Genomic DNA, 17,091 nt, shown 5'->3' with positions numbered 1-17,091 from the left:
GCGATCAATTTATAATGATTTTAAGATTTTGAATGCTAACCGTCTGTTTGAAATATTTGTTTTGATTTGTAGCTCTGATGAAAATTCCGAATTCGGAAAAAATGGGTACATTCACTTTTGAAAAAACGGACGAGTACATATTTTTTTCTTTCTTTTTCGTTCAAGGTAATATTGATTCAGTTAAGCAGCCCTAATTCATGCGCCCACTAATACGCTCGATATTTTTTTTCCTATCCCTGATTCTGTCTGTATACGAGGCCCGAGCCACGCACGTGCGAGCCGGCGAGATTACGGCCAAGCGGATATCAAGCACCTCGCTGACCTATGAAATCACCTTCACCGGCTATTTTGATATTCAAAATGGGAAACCGGCCGCTGATGCGCAGGTGGATGTCGAGTTCTTCATTGGGAGCGTCGGTCCCTTCAAGGTACCCCGCAAAATGCCCATCACCGATATTGGGAACAACACCACGCGGAACGAATATACGTTTACCTATACCTTTCCCGCGCCCGGACGGTTCGAGATTTCCACCAACCTCGATAAGCGCAATAACAATGTGCTGAACATTGGCCCGCCCCCTACGCAGGAGCTTAGCTTTTATGTAAAAAGTACCCTCGTCATCAATGCCAGCCTGGGCCAGAACCGTACGCCGGTGTTGCTGAATGCTCCGATTGACCTGGCTGCGGTGGGACAAAAATACATTCACAACCCGAATGCCTACGATGCCGACGGCGATAGCCTGGCGTACCGCCTGGTGGTGCCGCAGCAAGGCGTGCCGGGTCGTCCGGGCGGTACGAATGTGCAATACATGGACCCTAACCGGGTTCAGCTGCCAGGCTCCACGTCGCCGGGCATGACGGAGGACGGACAAATTCCGGCGACTTTTGGGATCGATGCCATAACAGGCGACCTTAGCTGGGATTCGCCATCGATTCCGGGCTACTACAACGTGGCTTTTGTCGTGGAAGAATGGCGTAACGGAATCAAAATTGGGGAGATTGTACGGGATATGCAGATTATCGTCGTAGAGGCCCGCAACGATCGGCCTAAGCTCGACTCGATCCCCGATCTGTGCGTGGAGGCGGGTACCCTCATTCAGCAGGTGATTAAAGCGACTGACAAGAACGGAGACCGTCTGATTCTGACCACCAGCGGTGGGGTGTACCGTACTGACCTGATTGATCCGCAGGTAGCCCAATTTATCGCCAATCAGCCCAATCCGCTGGGTGAGGCAGGAGGTGTATTCCGTTGGCAGACCAGTTGTGACCACATCCGGTTAGAGCCTTACGATGTACTTTTCAAGGTGGAAGATAACGCCGGGCCGAATTTTCCAAATCCGTCGCTCTTCCGGAAACTCGTGGATATCAAGACCTTCCGAATACGGGTGTACGGTCCCCGCCCACAAAACCTGCAGGCTACTCCTACCGCGGATGCTTCGGGCCGGGCCTTCCGTCTCACCTGGAATAATTACCAGTGCCAGGTCCCCGGTGCTCAGGTAGTTATCTATCGAAAAGAAGGATGTTCTGACTACCAGGCCGATGCCTGTCAGCCCGGCCTACCTCCCGGCCTGGGCTATATAGAAGTAGGCCGCGTACCCGTAGGCACGAATGCCTTTGTGGACAATAACAATGCGCAGGGACTGCGGCGTGGCGTGAAATATAGCTACCGCCTCGTAGTGGAATTCCCGCGGCCCGGTGCCAACATCGACGAACCGGGCTACCTCAACGGCGGGGGCAGTAGCTTGCCTTCGGCAGAATTCTGTCTGGATCTGCCCCTACTGGTACCTGTCATTACCAACGTGACCGTAGATTCGACCAGCACCACCAGCGGGATCATCACCGTGAAATGGACGCGCCCAATCGGCGTAGATCCGGCTACTTTGGAAGGGCCTTCGCAATACCGGCTTTTCCGCGCCACGGGCCTTACCGGTACTAACTTTACGCTTGTGGCTACAATAAACACAACCTTGCAGCCCGGCCAGCCCGACACACTGTTTGTGGATAAGGATCTGAATACGACAGCTAATGCGTACCGCTATCAGCTGGAATACTATTTCACGCAGAATGGTACCCTCGTCAAGCTGGATACCAGTGAACCCGCCAGCAGCGTCCGTCTGGAGCAGGGACAGGCCCAATCGCGGCAGGTCAGGCTGCAATGGGAGGCTAACGTACCCTGGATGAATACCAACCAGCGTCATAGGGTTTACCGGGAAAATCCGGGTAGGCCAGGTACTTACAACCAGATTGCCGAAGTAGCCGTGCAAGGTCCCCAGACATTCACCTACCTCGACGACGGTACCGATAAATATACTGCCGATGGTACCGTGAATGTGACACTGTCCGCCGACTCGGTGTACTGCTATCGGGTAGAGACGGTAGGTACCTACGGTAACGAGCGGATCAAACCCGCCATCCTGCTGAACTTCTCGCAGAAGATTTGCGTGGCACCACTTGATACCATCAAGCCCTGTCCGCCCGTGTTGAGCCTGGATACGCTGGATTGCAGCCAGATAGCGCCCGACGAATATTGCAATCAGACAACTTTTACCAATAATCTGTCGTGGGTGTATCCGGCCAAAAATGCACAGGGTAACGATTGTGACCCTAATGTAGTGAGCTACAATATATACTACGCCCGTTATGCCGATGAAACCCCGGCGTTGCTCACGTCCGTGTTGCCTCCACCTACCCCCCGGCAACTACGTATGCTCACTCCGGCCTCAGTTCCTTTGCGGGATGCTACTACGTGACGGCGGTGAACCGCTATGGCAATGAAAGTGCGCCGAGTAACCTGGTATGCAAGGACAACTGTCCCCAGTTTGCCCTGCCCAATGTGTTTACTCCGAATGGCGATGGGAAAAACGATACTTTCAAGCCACTGAACTGCCCTACCTTTATAGAAACTGTTACGTTCAGAGTCTACAATCGCTGGGGGGTAAAAGTGTTTGAAACGACCGATCTGGACATTAACTGGAACGGCAAGACCACCGGCGGACAGGACGCCGCTGCTGGCCAGTACTACTATGAAGCCAGCGTGACCTTCGAATCGGTCGTCAGGCCGGGGCAACCCCTGATCCTGAAAGGCTGGATTCAATTGCTGCGCTGATGAATGTGGTATATTTTGATGGCGTGTGTAATCTGTGCAATAGCGCCGTCAATTTCTTGATTGATCGGGACAAGAAAGGGAGGCTAAAATTTGCCTCCCTGCAATCCGAAGCCGGCAAAGTAGTACTCCAACGTTTGGGTCTTCTCGCGCAGGACTACGACAGTTTTATTCTATTAGTGAACGGGAAACCCTACCAGAAATCGGAGGCCGCGGTGGAAGTAATGAAACTACTGGGCGGAGGGTGGTCGCTCCTGTATGGTTTCAGAATAATACCCCGTGCCTGGCGCGATTGGCTCTATACCCGCATAGCCCAAAATAGGTACCGCTGGTTTGGCAAACGTACGGAATGCCGCCTGCCTACCCCCCAATTACGCGCTCGTTTTCTGTGAACCAATTTGGGGGGGTATTTGATAGAATAGGAGAATAATGCTTTATTGGCCTTGTTAGCTCGTATCGTTTCCAAAAATGGGACAGTTAACATTCGATCTATTCACTTATCCTATCATCGTACGGGCCGCTCCGGCGTAACGGACCCCGTCACAATTAACACGTAATATGAAGGCATACGTTTTTCCCGGCCAGGGATCTCAATTCAAAGGTATGGGTGCGGACTTATACCAATCTTCATCTCAGGCTCAGCATCTCTTCGAACAGGCCAATAAAATCCTGGACTTCGAGCTTACCCGGATCATGTTTGAAGGTACGGATGAAGAACTCAAACAGACTAACGTAACCCAACCCGCCATATTTCTGCATTCCGTGGTACTGGCTACCGTGACGCCCAATTTTGACCCCGCCATGGTAGCAGGCCACTCTCTGGGTGAATTCTCCGCCCTGGTGGCGGCGGGAGGACTATCTTTTGAGGATGGCCTGAAACTGGTAGCTCAGCGCGCTGATGCCATGCAGAAAGCCTGTGAAATACAGCCTTCTACGATGGCGGCCATTCTGGGGCTTCCTGATGAAGTCATAGAAGAGGTGTGCGCTTCGATTAAAGACGAAATCATCGTTCCGGCCAACTATAATTGTCCGGGCCAGGTTGTTATTTCGGGTACCATGGAGGGTATCCGGATCGCATGCGAAAAATTGAAAGAGGCCGGTGCTAAGCGCGCACTACCATTGCCGGTCGGCGGCGCGTTTCATTCGCCCCTCATGGAGCCTGCCCGCGAGGAATTAGCGAAGGCCATTGAGCAAACCCGCTTACAACCTCCCCGTTGCCCGATTTACCAAAACGTTACGGCTTGTCCCTCAACCGATATTGACTCGATCAAGACCAATCTGATTGCCCAACTCACGGCCCCCGTTCGCTGGACCCAATCCGTCGAGAGAATGGTAGCCGACGGTGCTACTTCTTTCGTTGAGTGTGGACCCGGAAAAGTACTACAGGGTTTGGTGCGAAAGATAGCCAGCGAGGTGGAAACCGCAGGTCTGTAATTTTTTTCAGGTATTACTTGACACAGAATACCATTCCCCTTACTTTTGCACCACCATTTCAGGATTGGCAGGTGGTGTAAAGGTAGCACAGGAGATTTTGGTTCTCTTAGTCAGGGTTCGAATCCTTGCCCGCCAACAGAAGGTAAAGTCTCATTCCCTATGGATGGGACTTTTTTTATGACCTTATGCGACAAGTTTAAACTTCCACTTGAAAAGTCGCAAAGAAGGATAGGGATAACGCAACGCTGAAGATCTAATCCACATCCGGAAAGTGTGACTTTTTTTTAACCTGGTTAATTTTAGTAACTTTTTTTCTAAAATTAATTATACAAGTTAACATTTTCCGTATATTGGACACCGAATTGATAATATTCCCGTAACACGCCGTAAGTCTTACGACTTCCCGTTTACTGCTTAGACATTAAGCAAGCCTTTTAGCTAATTTATATAACCACTTTATAACCGCTTTGTTGCTGAGTAACTCGGCACTGGCAAGTGGTACAATATTGATATTTTGTAAATAATATTCCCTTCTAATTTGCTCCAATTATTCATTCTATACACCCCTAAAACTAAAAAGTAAAATGGCTACACAGGCAAAAGTAAAAAAGCGTGATCGCGAACGTACCAAAGGCAAGATTCTGAAAGCCGTTGGTGAGGTGATTGAAAAATACGGCACCGAAAAAGTGGGGGTCAATCTGATCGCCCGCGAAGCAGGTGTTAACAAAGTGCTCATCTACCGGTATTTCGGAGGAGTCGACGGCCTGATGGAACAATATGTAAAAACCGGACAGTACACCTCTACTTCCAGCCTGGAGTATATTGAAAACCTTCCGATTCCTGCCCCCGAAGATCGGGCCAAGATGTGGGCCGATGTACTTACGAAAGGATTAGCCGATTTGCGGGAGCGTAAGGCTACGCGTGACCTGATTCGCTGGGAAATTGGAGCGGGCAAGCCCGTAATGACCGATGCCCGCAACGACTCTAGTATGAAGATGTATGAAAAAATAGGTGAATTACCCAATTATCCCAATACCAGCCCCATGCTGGCCATTTTGATTGGCGGAATGTACCATCTGGCAGTTTCAGCCGATTACCGGGATAAATTTGCCACTGTGGATTTACAGTCGGAAGAAGACTGGAAACGGCTTGAGCAAACCATGAAAGACATCATCATGGCTTTGGATAAGAAATAAGCAATCAGTCTCTTAGTAGAGCCCTTTTCTGAGTATCAGAAAAGGGCTTTTTTGTACATTGCTATCCACAACTCCTATATTTGCCCCAGCCAGCCGGAAAGTGGTGGTGTTTGTTGAAGTAAAGACTATGAGCGTACTTAAAAAACTGGCTGGTGAAACCGCGACATATGGAGTCAGCACCATGCTGGGGCGGTTGCTGAACTATCTGCTGGTGTTCCTGTATACCCAGTTCGATCCGGCACTGTTGGCCGTACAGGCGCAACTGTACGCGTACGCCGGTTTCTTTTTTATCATCTATACCTTCGGGATGGAAACGTCCTTCTTTCGCTTTGCTAGGAAAGAAGGAGACAAACAGGCTTACTACAATCTTATTTTAAGTGCGGTGATCGTGGTCAGCATAGTGATTTCGACCCTGCTCATCCTTTTTGCCGAACCCGTGGCCCGCCTGATCGAGTATCCCGAGGAAGTAACTTTGGTACGATGGATGGCGATCATAATGGCTACGGACGGAATCATGGCCATTCCTTTTGCGCGGCTTCGACTGGAGGGCAAGGCCAAAAAATTCGTACGAGTACGAATCATCAATATTCTGCTGGTCATTGGCCTCAATGTATTCTTCCTGGTTTTCTGTCGGGCTATTTATGATGGGGAGTACCTATCTTCGCTACGACCCCTGGTAGCGCTGATTTACATCCCTGATGTGCCGGCGGCCTACATCGTGCTGGCCAACCTGATTGCCAATCTAACCTTCTTCTGGTTTATGCGACAGGAACTGATGGATTTCCAATTCGTGTGGAACTGGAAGATCTTCCGACCGGTGTGGGTATATGCCTTTCCCATTATGATCATGAATATTGCCGGGGTCACCAACTTGCTTTTTGACCGGATGGCTCTACAATTTCTGTTGCCTGACGGATTTTATCCGGGCCGCACCACGCGGGATGCCATCGGGATTTACAGCCAGACCTTTAAGCTGTCCATTTTTATGAATCTGGCCATTCAGGCTTTCAAATACGCTGCCGAACCTTTTTTCTTTTCGAAAGCCGAGGACAAAAACGCCCCGGAGGTGTTCGCCGATGTGATGAAATGGTTTATAATCATTTGTGTACTCATGGGAGTAGGAATCTGCCTGAACTTGCCCACGCTGGCGGAGATTTTCCTGCGCCGCAAAATCTATCACGAGGGCCTGCCCGTGGTACCCTGGCTATTATTGGGTTTCCTGTTCCTGGGGATTTATTATAACCTGGCAACCTGGTTCAAACTGACTGATAAGACCCAGTACGGTACCTACCTTACCGTGATGGGCGCTTGTATTACGGCGTTGCTCAACATCGTGCTGGTGCCCATCATGGGGTATCTGGGTTGCGCGCTGGCCTTTGCGAGCTCGTCGGTCATCATGACGGCATTGTGCTACGCATTCGGACAGAAATTCTATCCTGTTCCCTACCGGGTAGGTTCAGCATTAGGCTATGTGTTATTGGGAGGCACAGTGGTATTTGGGGCTTCTTTTCTGCCCAGAGCCGGTTTTTGGATAGACTTGGGAGTGGGGTTGATGACATTCTTTTTGTTTGCGGCCATAGTACTGCTCATCGAACGCGACACACTGCCTGTACGATTCAGAAGGTACCTGGGAAAATCAGCCTAGGTACCTTCAGTCGCGCATTTCGCGCAAAAGCTTGTTGGCAAAAATGAATTCCTTCAATTCCTTGACATCGGTATGCAGGATGGCGTTATTATCGCCTTCCCATAGTTTTCGACCTTTGTAAAGAAAGATCACATTGTCGCCGATCTCCATCACCGAATTCATGTCGTGCGTGATGACTACCGTGGTAATCTTATACTCGTCGGTAATCTCCCGAATTAACTCGTCAATTTTCACACCGGTGAGCGGATCAAGACCCGAGTTGGGCTCGTCACAGAAGAGGTACTTGGGGTTCATGACGATGGCACGGGCGATGGCCACCCGCTTTTTCATCCCGCCGCTAATTTCGGAAGGCATCAATTTGCCCGTATTCTCCAGACCTACCCGCTGCAGGCAAAACGCCACCCGGTCGTTCTTTTCATCCGGAGGCATCGAGGTAAGCATATCCAAAGGAAACTGGACGTTCTGATGGACCGTCTGAGAATCGAATAAAGCCCCTCCCTGAAACAAGACCCCCATTTCGCGGCGGATCGCCTGCTGTCCTTCCTTGTCACTCTGGTAAAAACTGCGGCCATTGTACAGGATGCTGCCCGAATCGGGCCTGACAAGCCCAATGGTACATTTAAGAAGCACACTTTTACCCGTACCGCTGCCGCCGATGATCAGATTGGTTTCGCCCTGCCGTAGCTCACAGCTGATTCCCTTTAATACATCATTGTCGCCGAATGACTTGACGATATCTTTTATCTCAATCATGGCTTTACAGGAAAAGTTGGGCAAGAAGGTAATCCGCCGCCAGCACGGCAATGCAGCTATTGGTTACGGCTTGTGTGCTCGACTGCCCTACCTCCAGGGCCCCACCTTTGGTAAAGTACCCTTTATAGGCCGAAACCGTGGCTATCAAAAAGCCGAAGACAAAAGGTTTCACACACATGAAGAAGATATTGAAGGGTACGAATGAGTCGCGGATGCCGTACACATAGTCGCGCGGTGAGACGGCGCCGGTGAGGGTACCTGCCAGGTATCCGCCCAGAATCCCCAGGAAAGCCGCCAGTACCACCAGCATCGGAAACATAACCATCGCGGCCAGTACCTTAGGCAGGATCAGGTAGGAAGCAGAATTGATCCCCATTACTTCCAGGGCATCCACCTGCTCCGTGATCCGCATGGTACCTAGCTCCCCGGCAATATTGGAGCCGACTTTCCCGGCCAGCACAATGCAGGTAATGGTAGGGGCCAGTTCCAGAATCACCATGTCGCGCACCACCAGGGCAACGGTAGAAACCGGAATGATAGGACTGACCAGATTGTAGGCCGTTTGGATGCAGGATACCGCGCCAATAAAAATAGAAACGATGGAAACGATCAATACCGAGCTAACGCCAATCCCCACGCATTCTTCTATGAACCGCCGCCAATAGACCCTCATCCTTTCGCGCCGGGTAAAGAGCGTTCCTAAAAAAATGAAGTATTTTCCGATGGTGGCCATGCTATCTGAGCGGTATTCGATAATTTCGGCTGAAAATTAGAAAAAATTGACCCAAAGTAAAAAATGAATCCACTAGCCGTCATTACCGGTGCTACCAAGGGAATTGGCCGGGCTGCCGCCGAGCGTTTTTTGGAAGGGGGCTTCGACGTGGTTACCTGCGCCCGGCAAAGGGACACGCTGGAAAGTTTTCGTGAGGCCGCCCAGGCGCGTTATGCTAATTCTTCACTTTTGATTCATCAGGCCGATCTGTCGGTGCGTTCCGACACCGATCACTTCGTGGACTACGTCAACTCCCTCAATCGCCCCGTGGCGCTGCTGGTCAATAACACGGGTGTATTCGTACCCGGTCAACTGCACACAGAACCCGCTGGCATACTCGAACGTTCCATCGAAACCAATGTTTACAGTGCCTACCACGTAACAAGGGGTTTGTTGCCGGGCATGATCGCCCGGCAGGAAGGACATATCTTTAACATTTGTTCTACGGCCAGTATCATGGCCTATCCGAACGGAGGCTCTTACAGCGTCTCCAAATTTGCGCTATATGGGATGACCAAGGTCTTTCGTGAAGAACTCAAGCCGCTGGGCATCAAAGTGACTGCCCTGTTGCCGGGGGCTACTCTTACTGAAAGTTGGGCAGGGACAGAATTGCCCGAATCGCGTTTTATGAAGGCCCAAGACATCGCCGAGAGCATCTGGTCGGCTTATCATCTGTCGTCTTCAGCGGTGGTCGAAGAAATTATCCTGCGTCCCCAAGCCGGGGATATTGGGTAAAATTAGGCGGATTGGAGTATAAATGCCTAACTTTCCGGTTTGAAACAGTACCAACCTTTACCTCATCATTTATAATTATTCATGGAACAGTACCTCGGCATAGACGTAGGCGGCACCAACGTAAAAATGGGAATCGTAGACGCTACTGATGGAAGGATTTCAAACTTTTACAGCCATGACACCGCCAGCTGGCGCAAATCGGGCCACTTTGTCGAGCGTCTGGGCGATGCCATTGCCCTGCAGCTACTGGAGCACCCCCACGTCAAACGTACCGGAATCGGGGTACCTGGCCTGATTACCCGTGACCGCAGCACCCTGATCGAGATCACTGCCATACCCGAAATCGATGGTATCCGTATTATTCCCGAACTGAGCACCCGTTTTCCCGGCCATACCTTTTATCTGGAGAATGATGCCAATGCGGCCGCATTGGGTGAATACTACTTTGGCGAAGAAAAACTTCCCGAGGACTATATTTTTGTTACGCTGGGTACCGGCATCGGCGGCGCGGCTATCATTGATAAGAAAGTATTCAAAGGTGGAGGCGGCAATGCCATGGAGCCAGGTCACGTACCTTCCCGACATGGCCGCGTTCTGGAGCGTAATATCGGAAAGGTTGAATTGCTGCACATGGCCAATGAAATGAGAGCTGCCTACAAAGGTGAAACTCAACTACCCAAAGACGGTACCATCTCTACAACAGGTCTGGTGGCCGCCGCCGCTGAAAACGATGAGCTGGCTATGCGTGTTTTTGACGAAATGGGTGCCATGCTCGGCGATGGCCTGGTAGCCATGATTCGGATCCTGGATATCACGACCATCCTGATCGGAGGCGGTATTTCGGCGTCTTTTGACTTTATTATGCCTTCGGTAAAGCGCCAGCTCGACTACTGGCTCACGCCCCACTACTTGAAAAATCTGGTGGTCAAACGGGCTACTTTGGCCAATGATGCGGGTTTGCTCGGAGCCGCTTCGCTATGCTTCGAATGATTTTCGGTAATGGTGAGCTATCTGCCTACATGAAATTTACTTCCGGGGACAGTTGTATGCCGAATTTATCTTCTACCGAATTCTGTATTTTGTAGGCTAACGCTTTGATTTGCTGGCCGGCGCCAGTACCGTAATGTACTAGCACCAGCGCCTGCCGGTCGTGAACCCCCACAGACCCTTCGCGGTGGCCTTTCCAGCCGGCCTGCTCAATGAGCCACCCGGCGGGTACCTTTACTATCTCTCCGTTCACGGGGTAGCCAGGCAGGTTTGGGTATTGGGCCTTAAGTACCTCAAAAGCCGCTCGGGGAATTTCGGGATTCTTAAAAAAACTTCCCGCGTTACCAATCTGCGCCGGATCGGGTAATTTGCTCTGACGAATTTGTATCACCGCATCACTAACTGCGCGTAGTGAAAGTTCGCGGATGTCCATGGCTTCCAAGGTTTTTTGAATATCGCCATATGTGACATGAAAATCAGGTATTTTCTGTAAACGGAGCGTCACCGAAGTAATGATGTAGCGGTCTTTCATACTCCGCTTGAATACGCTTTCCCGGTATCCGAAGGCACAGGCAGGGCCGTCAAATATTTGAATGGTACCGGTTGCGATTTCTACGGCTTCCAGTTCTTCAAATACGTCTTTGATTTCTACCCCGTAGGCGCCAATGTTTTGCATCGGTGCCGCGCCCACGGTACCGGGAATCAGGGAGAGGTTTTCTACACCGGCAAACTCGTTTTCGACGCAGTATAGTACAAACTGATGCCAGCTCTCGCCGGCCCCTGCCCGTAGCCATACATGTTGAGTATCTTCACGGACTTGTTCTATTCCCTTGATGGCGATCTGAATGACCAGTGCATTCACATCCTGAGTAAGCAGCACATTGCTGCCATCACCCAAAATCCATTTGGGAAGCGCTTCCCATTGCGGATCGCGCAACAGTTCCTGCAGCTGTTCCACCGAGGTAATGGAAACAAAATAACGAGCCCGGACATCGAAGCCGAAGGTGTTGTAAGGACGCAGTGAGACGTTTTGCTGAATTTCCATGCGTGAGTCGAAAAAATGCAAAGGTAGCCAATCCTCGACCACATGTGCTAAATGGGCGCATTTATTCGTTTTTTGGTTATGTTTGTGCCATAATCCTGAATAGTCTACTCCATGATAGCTGACAAGTATAGTATTCTGATCTTTCTGGTAACAGGAATCGTGGCGGGATCAGGATGTACAAAAAAGACGGTATCAAATGCTTCAAAAGACCGTTATGAAGCAGAACTGAGCAAAGTGAGGCCCCACTATACTTACGTAGAACCTGTCATTGAGAAACCGAAAGAAACGGAAAAGAAGGATCCACCGCCACGCTACCGACCTTCCAAAACGGAAGAACCCCTCTACATCAATAAACGGTTGGAGGCTGTGTTGGATACCATGGCTGAGCAGAATCGCGCCATTCGGTATATAAGCGGATTTCGGATTCAACTGTACGTTGGAAACACCCGGCAGGATGCTGATAATGCAAAGTCGTTTGTCTATCAACTTTTCCCGGAGTTGAATCCATACGTGAGTTATTCCCAGCCCTCGTACCGGGTTAAGGCCGGCGACTTCATGTACCGGGCCGACGCGGAAGAGTACCTTGCCCAAATGCGTCAGCAATATCCATCGGCGGTTATCCTGCCCGAACGGGTGGAAATTAAAAAAGGACTGGAAATTAGAGCCTCAGCGGATACACTTAAGTAACCTGATCCCGATTTTATAGAAAAGTAGAGCCGATTTTTCGACACATTCCCTATTTTTGTAGCTTGATCTTTTCACCAAAGGTGCGGTAGCATCCCTCAGAACTATGAAAAAAGCATTGGTTACCGGAATTACCGGACAAGATGGCGCCTACCTCGCCGAACTGCTCCTGAGCAAAGGGTATGAGGTACATGGTATAAAACGCCGGACATCTTTGTTCAATACGCAACGCATTGATCACATCTACGAAGATCCTCACGAAAAAAATATTCGTTTTCACCTGCATTATGGTGATCTGAGCGACTCAACCAATATCATTCGGATCATTCAGGATGTGCAGCCCGACGAAATTTATAACCTTGGGGCTATGTCGCACGTACAGGTGAGTTTTGAGGAGCCTGAATACACTGCCAACGTAGATGGTATCGGAACGCTCCGGATTCTGGAAGCCGTTCGCCTCCTGGGACTGGCCAAAAAGACCAAGATTTACCAGGCTTCTACTTCTGAACTTTATGGACTGGTACAGGAAGTACCTCAATCCGAAACTACGCCTTTCTACCCGCGCTCGCCCTATGCCGTGGCGAAATTGTACGGTTACTGGATTACGGTCAACTACCGTGAGGCGTATGATATGTTCGCAGTGAATGGGATTTTATTCAACCATGAATCACCTCTACGGGGCGAAACGTTTGTAACCCGCAAAATTACCCGGGCCGTAGCCCGCATTGCGCTGGGTTTACAAGATAAGGTGTATTTGGGGAATATGGACGCCCAACGCGACTGGGGTCATGCCAAGGACTACGTTGAAGCCATGTGGTTGATCCTGCAACAGGAAAAAGCCGAGGACTATGTGATTGCTACTGGCCAAACCACCCGGATCAGGGAGTTCGTACGCATGGCTTTTGCGGAGGTAGGTGTAGAGCTGGAGTTTAAAGGTGAAGGCGTTGATGAGAAGGGAGTCGTGGTCAAAAGCAGTAATCCAGAATACCAGCTTGCCGAAGGCAAGGAAGTAGTGGCGATCGATGAGCGGTACTTCCGGCCTACCGAGGTGGAACTGCTGATCGGCGACCCGACCAAGTCTCAAACCAAACTGGGTTGGAAACCAAAGTACGATCTGAAAGCTCTGGTAAATGACATGGTAATGGCCGATTTGGAATTATTTAAGCAAGATAAACTTCTGGAGAACAGCGGCCATCGGGTGCTGAATTATTTTGAATAGAAAACACGGGTGTCTATTCATCTGGAGATACGATAAACCATCAAAAAGCCCGCTACGGATTTCCGTAGCGGGCTTTTTGATGGTCACAAACCTTAGAAATTACATTCTAAATCCGAAAGTATAAACATCGCTGGGTGAATCAGGGTACAATCCTTCGAATTGTACCATCGAGTCGGTCTTACCTGAAAGGGCGTCCTGCAATTCTTTCACCGAACGAACCTGCTTACCATTCACCTTGGTGATGATAAACCCTTCGCTCACACCAGCACGCTGAAGCTTGCCACCGTCGATAGACATTACTTTTACACCACCTTCAATCCGATAGCGGGCCAGACGTTGCTTCTCAGGGGTAGTGAGGTTGTCGAAACTAGCTCCCAAAGCACTCAAGGTAGCCTTACTTTCATCGCGTTTGATCACATCAGATCCACCGGTACGGTTACGAAGTGTCACATCGAAGTCTTTTTCAGAACCGTTACGATTTACGGTAATAGCAACTTTGTCGCCAGGGCGGTGCAGACCGATGGACTGCTGCAACTCAGGAATTGAATTGACCGTGCGGCCGTCCACTTTTACGACAACGTCACCTTTTTTAATACCGGCAGCTTCTCCGGCGCTACCTTCTGTGAAATCACGAACATAAACGCCTTCGTTTACCTTCACACCGTACTCTTCGGCCTTGCGGCTATCCAAATCATCCAGGGCAATTCCAAGGTACCCCCGCTGTACGTTACCGTACTTGATAAGATCGCTCGATACTTTCTTCACAATACCAGCAGGTACCGCAAAAGCGTACCCGGCAAAGCTACCCGTAGGGCTGGCAATAGCCGTGTTGATACCAATCAGTTCACCTTTCAAATTAACCAAAGCGCCACCACTGTTGCCAGGGTTTACTACAGCATCCGTCTGAATGAAAGATTCCAGAGGTGAGTCTCCGTCGTAGTTACCGCTATTGCCGTATTTACGAAGGTACTCCTGGCTAATGATGCCCAGGCCACGGCCTTTGGCGCTCACGATTCCCGCCGTAACGGTCGATTCCAAATTAAAGGGATTTCCTACGGCTACTACCCATTCGCCCACCTTGGCGGCGTCGGAGTTTCCAAAAGTGATAGCGGGCAGGTTGGTTTCGGCTACTTTAATAACGGCGATATCCGTGGAAGGATCGGTACCCACTACTTTGGCAATTACTTTCCTGTGGTTTGAAAGTGTCACTTCCAGTTCGGTGGAGCCTTCCACCACGTGATTGTTCGTAACAATATAGCCATCCGTGCTAATAATTACGCCTGAGCCCGAAGCTTCGGCCTCCCGCATTTGGCCACGCCCCTGACCGCCCATACCATCACCGAAGAAATCACGGAAGAATTCAGGCAGTTGGGCGCTCATATCGCGGGTTTCGCGCATCAGCTTAGACTTGATATGTACCACCGTAGGGGTGGCCGTTTCGGCAGCATAGGTAAAGTCACCCGGGGTACCAGCGGGCAGGCCCGTTGAGGTGAACTTGGCAAGGGATTCAGTAGGGGCTTCTTTTAAAATTACATCGCGTTCACTGCCGGAATCCAGCAGTTTGAAGCCCGCGATCGTGGTGGCGCTCGAGAGCAGGCCCACCAGTACAATAGCTTTCCAGTTGGTATTCATAAGTATTTATCAGGGTTTTATAATGTATGATTGAAACGCACGCTTTCCCGGTATTCATTCCCGGACGCTTTTCATTTAACAAATTTTAACAAAGATATTTTAAAGAAAAAGAATTATACCGAATGACAATGAGAGGCTTATCTTTTCTCCATAAACGAACAAAGGCGGTTTCTGTTTGCAAAAACCGCCTTTGTTCGTTTCACCCGTTCCCATTAGGCAATTTCAATGGTACGGCTAGGTTTCACTTTAGCCTCTTCCCGCTTGGGAAGTTCCACGTGCAGTACTCCATCCGTATACGAGGCGTTTATTTTCTCACCGTCTACCGTGGTAGGCAATGTGAAGGTACGCTGGAACGAAGAATAGCTAAATTCGCGACGGGTATACCTACCTTTTTTGCGGTTCTGCTTCTGCTCAACTTTTCCATCTTCGTTGCCTTACGACCCATCACCGTCCTGATTTTCATAATTAACGAACTCACTCTCCTCTTTCTTCTCGGCAGAAATAGTAAGCCGATTGTGGTCAAGGTTCAGTTTAAAGTCTGATTTCTGCATGCCGGGGGCAGCTACTTCGATGTAATAGCCGTCCTCATCTTCCCTGATGTTTACGGCAGGAGCGGTACCATTGAAGGTCGGCGTGAAGAACTCATCCATCAGGTCTTTGCTGAAAAAGCTGTTGATGAGGCTAGGGTACTGATACTGATTGTTGTTTTTACTTTTCGTTAAGGCATTCATAGCTAATGTAGGTTTTGTGTTGATACTTAGTTTATGTCAGTTTCGACTTGTACTAAGTATATTTTCAACAATTGTACCATTGCACCTTAATGAACAATTAATGCCACTTTGGCTGAAAAATATTTGAAATCAGTCTAATAATAGACAATTTGTCATTGAGCCATAAAATATGGATAGAAAAAATGGCTGGGCTGAGATTCCACAGCCATTTCAATACTTTCGGGAAAAGTTGCCACACGGTGTACAGACGCGGGAAGCGAAGGTACCTTAATCGAACCACCGATTGCTGTACCTATGGGTGTAATATATCAACGTGCTACTATTGAACGCAATAGGAAGTAACTAGGAGGGAGTAAGCTATCCGAGAATGCACCAAAGGATGGGTACCCTACCGCAACGCCAGCTGCTCGCAGGCTTTTTCGGCGGCGGCCTGTTCGGCTTTTTTCTTGGTGAAGCCGTTGCCGATAGCAAATGTTTCGTCTTCTACCAGCAATTGAGAGATAAACTCGCGGTGGTGGCGGTTACCTCGCTCTTCCAGTACTTCAAACCGGATTTCCTTGCCTTCGCGCTGCGCCCACTCGATAATCAGACTTTTGAAGTTGACATTGTTCTGGATGATGTCTTCCAGATCGTAATGGGCCAATAGTTTTTTGATGATGAACTTGCGGGTAAACCTGAAGCCCTTATCGAGGTAGATAGCCCCCACGAATGCTTCGAGAGCATCACCGTACATGGAGGAGCGCGACGACATGCCCTTGCGATTGCCGTCATATTCGATCAGGCGATCCAGGCCCAACTTGCGGGAGATTTGGTTGAGGGTTTCGCGGTTGACGATCCGGGAGCGGATTTCGGTCAGGAAGCCTTCGTCTTTGTAGGGGTACTTGGTAAAAAGGAACTCAGCTACGACCATGCCCAACACGGCATCGCCTAGGTACTCCAGCCGCTCGTTCGACTCACGAAAGCCCTGAATAGCGGTTTCGCGGGAAGCCGAAGTATGGCGGAAAGCCAATTGATACACACCCAGATTTACGGGCTTCTCCCCAAGAATATGCTCGATGGATTTCTTGAAATTCTTCTCGGCAGCGCTGCTCTCCGGCTTAAAAAGCGATAAAATCGGTAACAGGATTCGCTTGGGCAAGATGAATAGAAGTTTAT

General features: G+C 49.8%; 15 protein-coding genes, 1 tRNA gene and 1 pseudogene. 11 read left to right on the top strand and 6 right to left on the bottom strand.

Annotated features, from left to right (window positions below):
- Window positions 1-197 precede the first annotated feature (197 nt).
- The 7 genes from GBK04_RS12230 (at window position 198) to GBK04_RS12205 (ending at window position 7,378) form a co-directional block, all read left to right on the top strand.
- Complete coding sequence (locus tag GBK04_RS12230) at window positions 198-2,750, top strand: fibronectin type III domain-containing protein (RefSeq protein ID WP_373330919.1); 2,553 nt, start codon at window positions 198-200, stop codon at window positions 2,748-2,750.
- On the top strand, window positions 2,747-3,106 hold the full coding sequence (locus tag GBK04_RS30590) for a T9SS type B sorting domain-containing protein (protein ID WP_373330918.1): 360 nt from the start codon (window positions 2,747-2,749) through the stop codon (window positions 3,104-3,106). Before GBK04_RS12230 ends, GBK04_RS30590 begins: the two co-directional genes overlap by 4 nt.
- Window positions 3,106-3,495 (top strand): thiol-disulfide oxidoreductase DCC family protein, encoded by a 390-nt coding sequence (locus GBK04_RS12225; protein WP_152760057.1) that lies wholly within the window; start codon window positions 3,106-3,108, stop codon window positions 3,493-3,495. The genes GBK04_RS30590 and GBK04_RS12225 overlap by 1 nt, the downstream gene beginning before the upstream one ends.
- A 166-nt stretch (window positions 3,496-3,661) precedes the next feature.
- Window positions 3,662-4,537: an ACP S-malonyltransferase gene (fabD, locus tag GBK04_RS12220; RefSeq protein WP_152760055.1), complete on the top strand. Its 876-nt coding sequence runs from the start codon at window positions 3,662-3,664 to the stop codon at window positions 4,535-4,537.
- A 65-nt stretch (window positions 4,538-4,602) separates the two neighbouring features.
- Window positions 4,603-4,673: transfer RNA gene (locus GBK04_RS12215), tRNA-Gln, on the top strand.
- A gap of 448 nt (window positions 4,674-5,121) precedes the next feature.
- Window positions 5,122-5,733 carry a TetR/AcrR family transcriptional regulator gene (locus GBK04_RS12210; protein WP_152760053.1) on the top strand — a complete coding sequence of 204 codons (612 nt, stop codon included), beginning with the start codon at window positions 5,122-5,124 and terminating at the stop codon, window positions 5,731-5,733.
- A gap of 127 nt (window positions 5,734-5,860) precedes the next feature.
- Window positions 5,861-7,378 (top strand): oligosaccharide flippase family protein, encoded by a 1,518-nt coding sequence (locus GBK04_RS12205; protein WP_152760052.1) that lies wholly within the window; start codon window positions 5,861-5,863, stop codon window positions 7,376-7,378.
- Window positions 7,379-7,384: 6 nt separating this feature from the next.
- On the opposite strand, the gene GBK04_RS12200 is transcribed toward GBK04_RS12205, so the two are convergent.
- Window positions 7,385-8,131 (bottom strand): ABC transporter ATP-binding protein, encoded by a 747-nt coding sequence (locus tag GBK04_RS12200; protein WP_152760050.1) that lies wholly within the window; start codon window positions 8,129-8,131, stop codon window positions 7,385-7,387.
- A 4-nt stretch (window positions 8,132-8,135) separates the two neighbouring features.
- Window positions 8,136-8,864 (bottom strand): MlaE family ABC transporter permease, encoded by a 729-nt coding sequence (locus GBK04_RS12195; RefSeq protein WP_152760048.1) that lies wholly within the window; start codon window positions 8,862-8,864, stop codon window positions 8,136-8,138.
- A 63-nt stretch (window positions 8,865-8,927) separates the two neighbouring features.
- Here GBK04_RS12195 and GBK04_RS12190 point away from each other — a divergent pair, with 63 nt between their 5' ends.
- Window positions 8,928-9,638 (top strand): SDR family oxidoreductase, encoded by a 711-nt coding sequence (locus GBK04_RS12190; protein ID WP_152760046.1) that lies wholly within the window; start codon window positions 8,928-8,930, stop codon window positions 9,636-9,638.
- Between the two features lie 81 nt (window positions 9,639-9,719).
- Window positions 9,720-10,628, top strand: coding sequence for an ROK family protein (locus GBK04_RS12185; RefSeq protein ID WP_152760044.1), 909 nt, complete (start codon window positions 9,720-9,722; stop codon window positions 10,626-10,628).
- A 25-nt stretch (window positions 10,629-10,653) separates the two neighbouring features.
- Here the strand turns inward: GBK04_RS12185 and murB are convergent, their stop codons facing one another.
- Window positions 10,654-11,670 carry a UDP-N-acetylmuramate dehydrogenase gene (murB, locus tag GBK04_RS12180; RefSeq protein ID WP_152760042.1) on the bottom strand — a complete coding sequence of 339 codons (1,017 nt, stop codon included), beginning with the start codon at window positions 11,668-11,670 and terminating at the stop codon, window positions 10,654-10,656.
- Window positions 11,671-11,781: 111 nt separating this feature from the next.
- Between murB and GBK04_RS12175 the strand changes: the two genes are divergently transcribed.
- Both GBK04_RS12175 and gmd read left to right on the top strand, forming a co-directional pair.
- Window positions 11,782-12,357, top strand: coding sequence for an SPOR domain-containing protein (locus GBK04_RS12175; RefSeq protein WP_152760040.1), 576 nt, complete (start codon window positions 11,782-11,784; stop codon window positions 12,355-12,357).
- A gap of 103 nt (window positions 12,358-12,460) precedes the next feature.
- Complete coding sequence (gene gmd, locus GBK04_RS12170) at window positions 12,461-13,573, top strand: GDP-mannose 4,6-dehydratase (RefSeq protein WP_152760038.1); 1,113 nt, start codon at window positions 12,461-12,463, stop codon at window positions 13,571-13,573.
- 99 nt (window positions 13,574-13,672) lie between these two features.
- On the opposite strand, the gene GBK04_RS12165 is transcribed toward gmd, so the two are convergent.
- The 3 genes and pseudogenes from GBK04_RS12165 to rnc all read right to left on the bottom strand — a co-directional run bounded on the left by GBK04_RS12165 (window position 13,673) and on the right by rnc (window position 17,074).
- Complete coding sequence (locus tag GBK04_RS12165) at window positions 13,673-15,205, bottom strand: Do family serine endopeptidase (RefSeq protein WP_152760036.1); 1,533 nt, start codon at window positions 15,203-15,205, stop codon at window positions 13,673-13,675.
- Window positions 15,206-15,417: 212 nt separating this feature from the next.
- Window positions 15,418-15,855 (bottom strand): annotated as a pseudogene (locus tag GBK04_RS12160) (Hsp20/alpha crystallin family protein).
- A gap of 469 nt (window positions 15,856-16,324) precedes the next feature.
- The gene (rnc, locus tag GBK04_RS12155; protein WP_152760034.1) at window positions 16,325-17,074 is read right to left on the bottom strand and encodes a ribonuclease III; all 750 of its coding nucleotides are present in this window, start codon (window positions 17,072-17,074) and stop codon (window positions 16,325-16,327) included.
- Window positions 17,075-17,091 lie beyond the last annotated feature (17 nt).

It is taken from the genome of Salmonirosea aquatica (assembly GCF_009296315.1).
GTDB lineage: Bacteria > Bacteroidota > Bacteroidia > Cytophagales > Spirosomataceae > Salmonirosea > Salmonirosea aquatica.
This window is presented reverse-complemented; position numbering and strand designations above follow the sequence as displayed.

Excerpts from the sequence above, each read along its gene's own strand:
- GBK04_RS12230 (WP_373330919.1), top strand. The coding sequence starts at position 198 with ATGCGCCCACTAATACGCTCGATATTTTTTTTCCTATCCCTGATTCTG.
- GBK04_RS12225 (WP_152760057.1), top strand. The coding sequence starts at position 3,106 with ATGAATGTGGTATATTTTGATGGCGTGTGTAATCTGTGCAATAGCGCC.
- fabD (WP_152760055.1), top strand. The coding sequence starts at position 3,662 with ATGAAGGCATACGTTTTTCCCGGCCAGGGATCTCAATTCAAAGGTATG.
- GBK04_RS12210 (WP_152760053.1), top strand. The coding sequence starts at position 5,122 with ATGGCTACACAGGCAAAAGTAAAAAAGCGTGATCGCGAACGTACCAAA.
- GBK04_RS12205 (WP_152760052.1), top strand. The coding sequence starts at position 5,861 with ATGAGCGTACTTAAAAAACTGGCTGGTGAAACCGCGACATATGGAGTC.
- GBK04_RS12200 (WP_152760050.1), bottom strand. The coding sequence starts at position 8,131 with ATGATTGAGATAAAAGATATCGTCAAGTCATTCGGCGACAATGATGTA.
- GBK04_RS12195 (WP_152760048.1), bottom strand. The coding sequence starts at position 8,864 with ATGGCCACCATCGGAAAATACTTCATTTTTTTAGGAACGCTCTTTACC.
- GBK04_RS12190 (WP_152760046.1), top strand. The coding sequence starts at position 8,928 with ATGAATCCACTAGCCGTCATTACCGGTGCTACCAAGGGAATTGGCCGG.
- GBK04_RS12185 (WP_152760044.1), top strand. The coding sequence starts at position 9,720 with ATGGAACAGTACCTCGGCATAGACGTAGGCGGCACCAACGTAAAAATG.
- murB (WP_152760042.1), bottom strand. The coding sequence starts at position 11,670 with ATGGAAATTCAGCAAAACGTCTCACTGCGTCCTTACAACACCTTCGGC.
- GBK04_RS12175 (WP_152760040.1), top strand. The coding sequence starts at position 11,782 with ATGATAGCTGACAAGTATAGTATTCTGATCTTTCTGGTAACAGGAATC.
- gmd (WP_152760038.1), top strand. The coding sequence starts at position 12,461 with ATGAAAAAAGCATTGGTTACCGGAATTACCGGACAAGATGGCGCCTAC.
- GBK04_RS12165 (WP_152760036.1), bottom strand. The coding sequence starts at position 15,205 with ATGAATACCAACTGGAAAGCTATTGTACTGGTGGGCCTGCTCTCGAGC.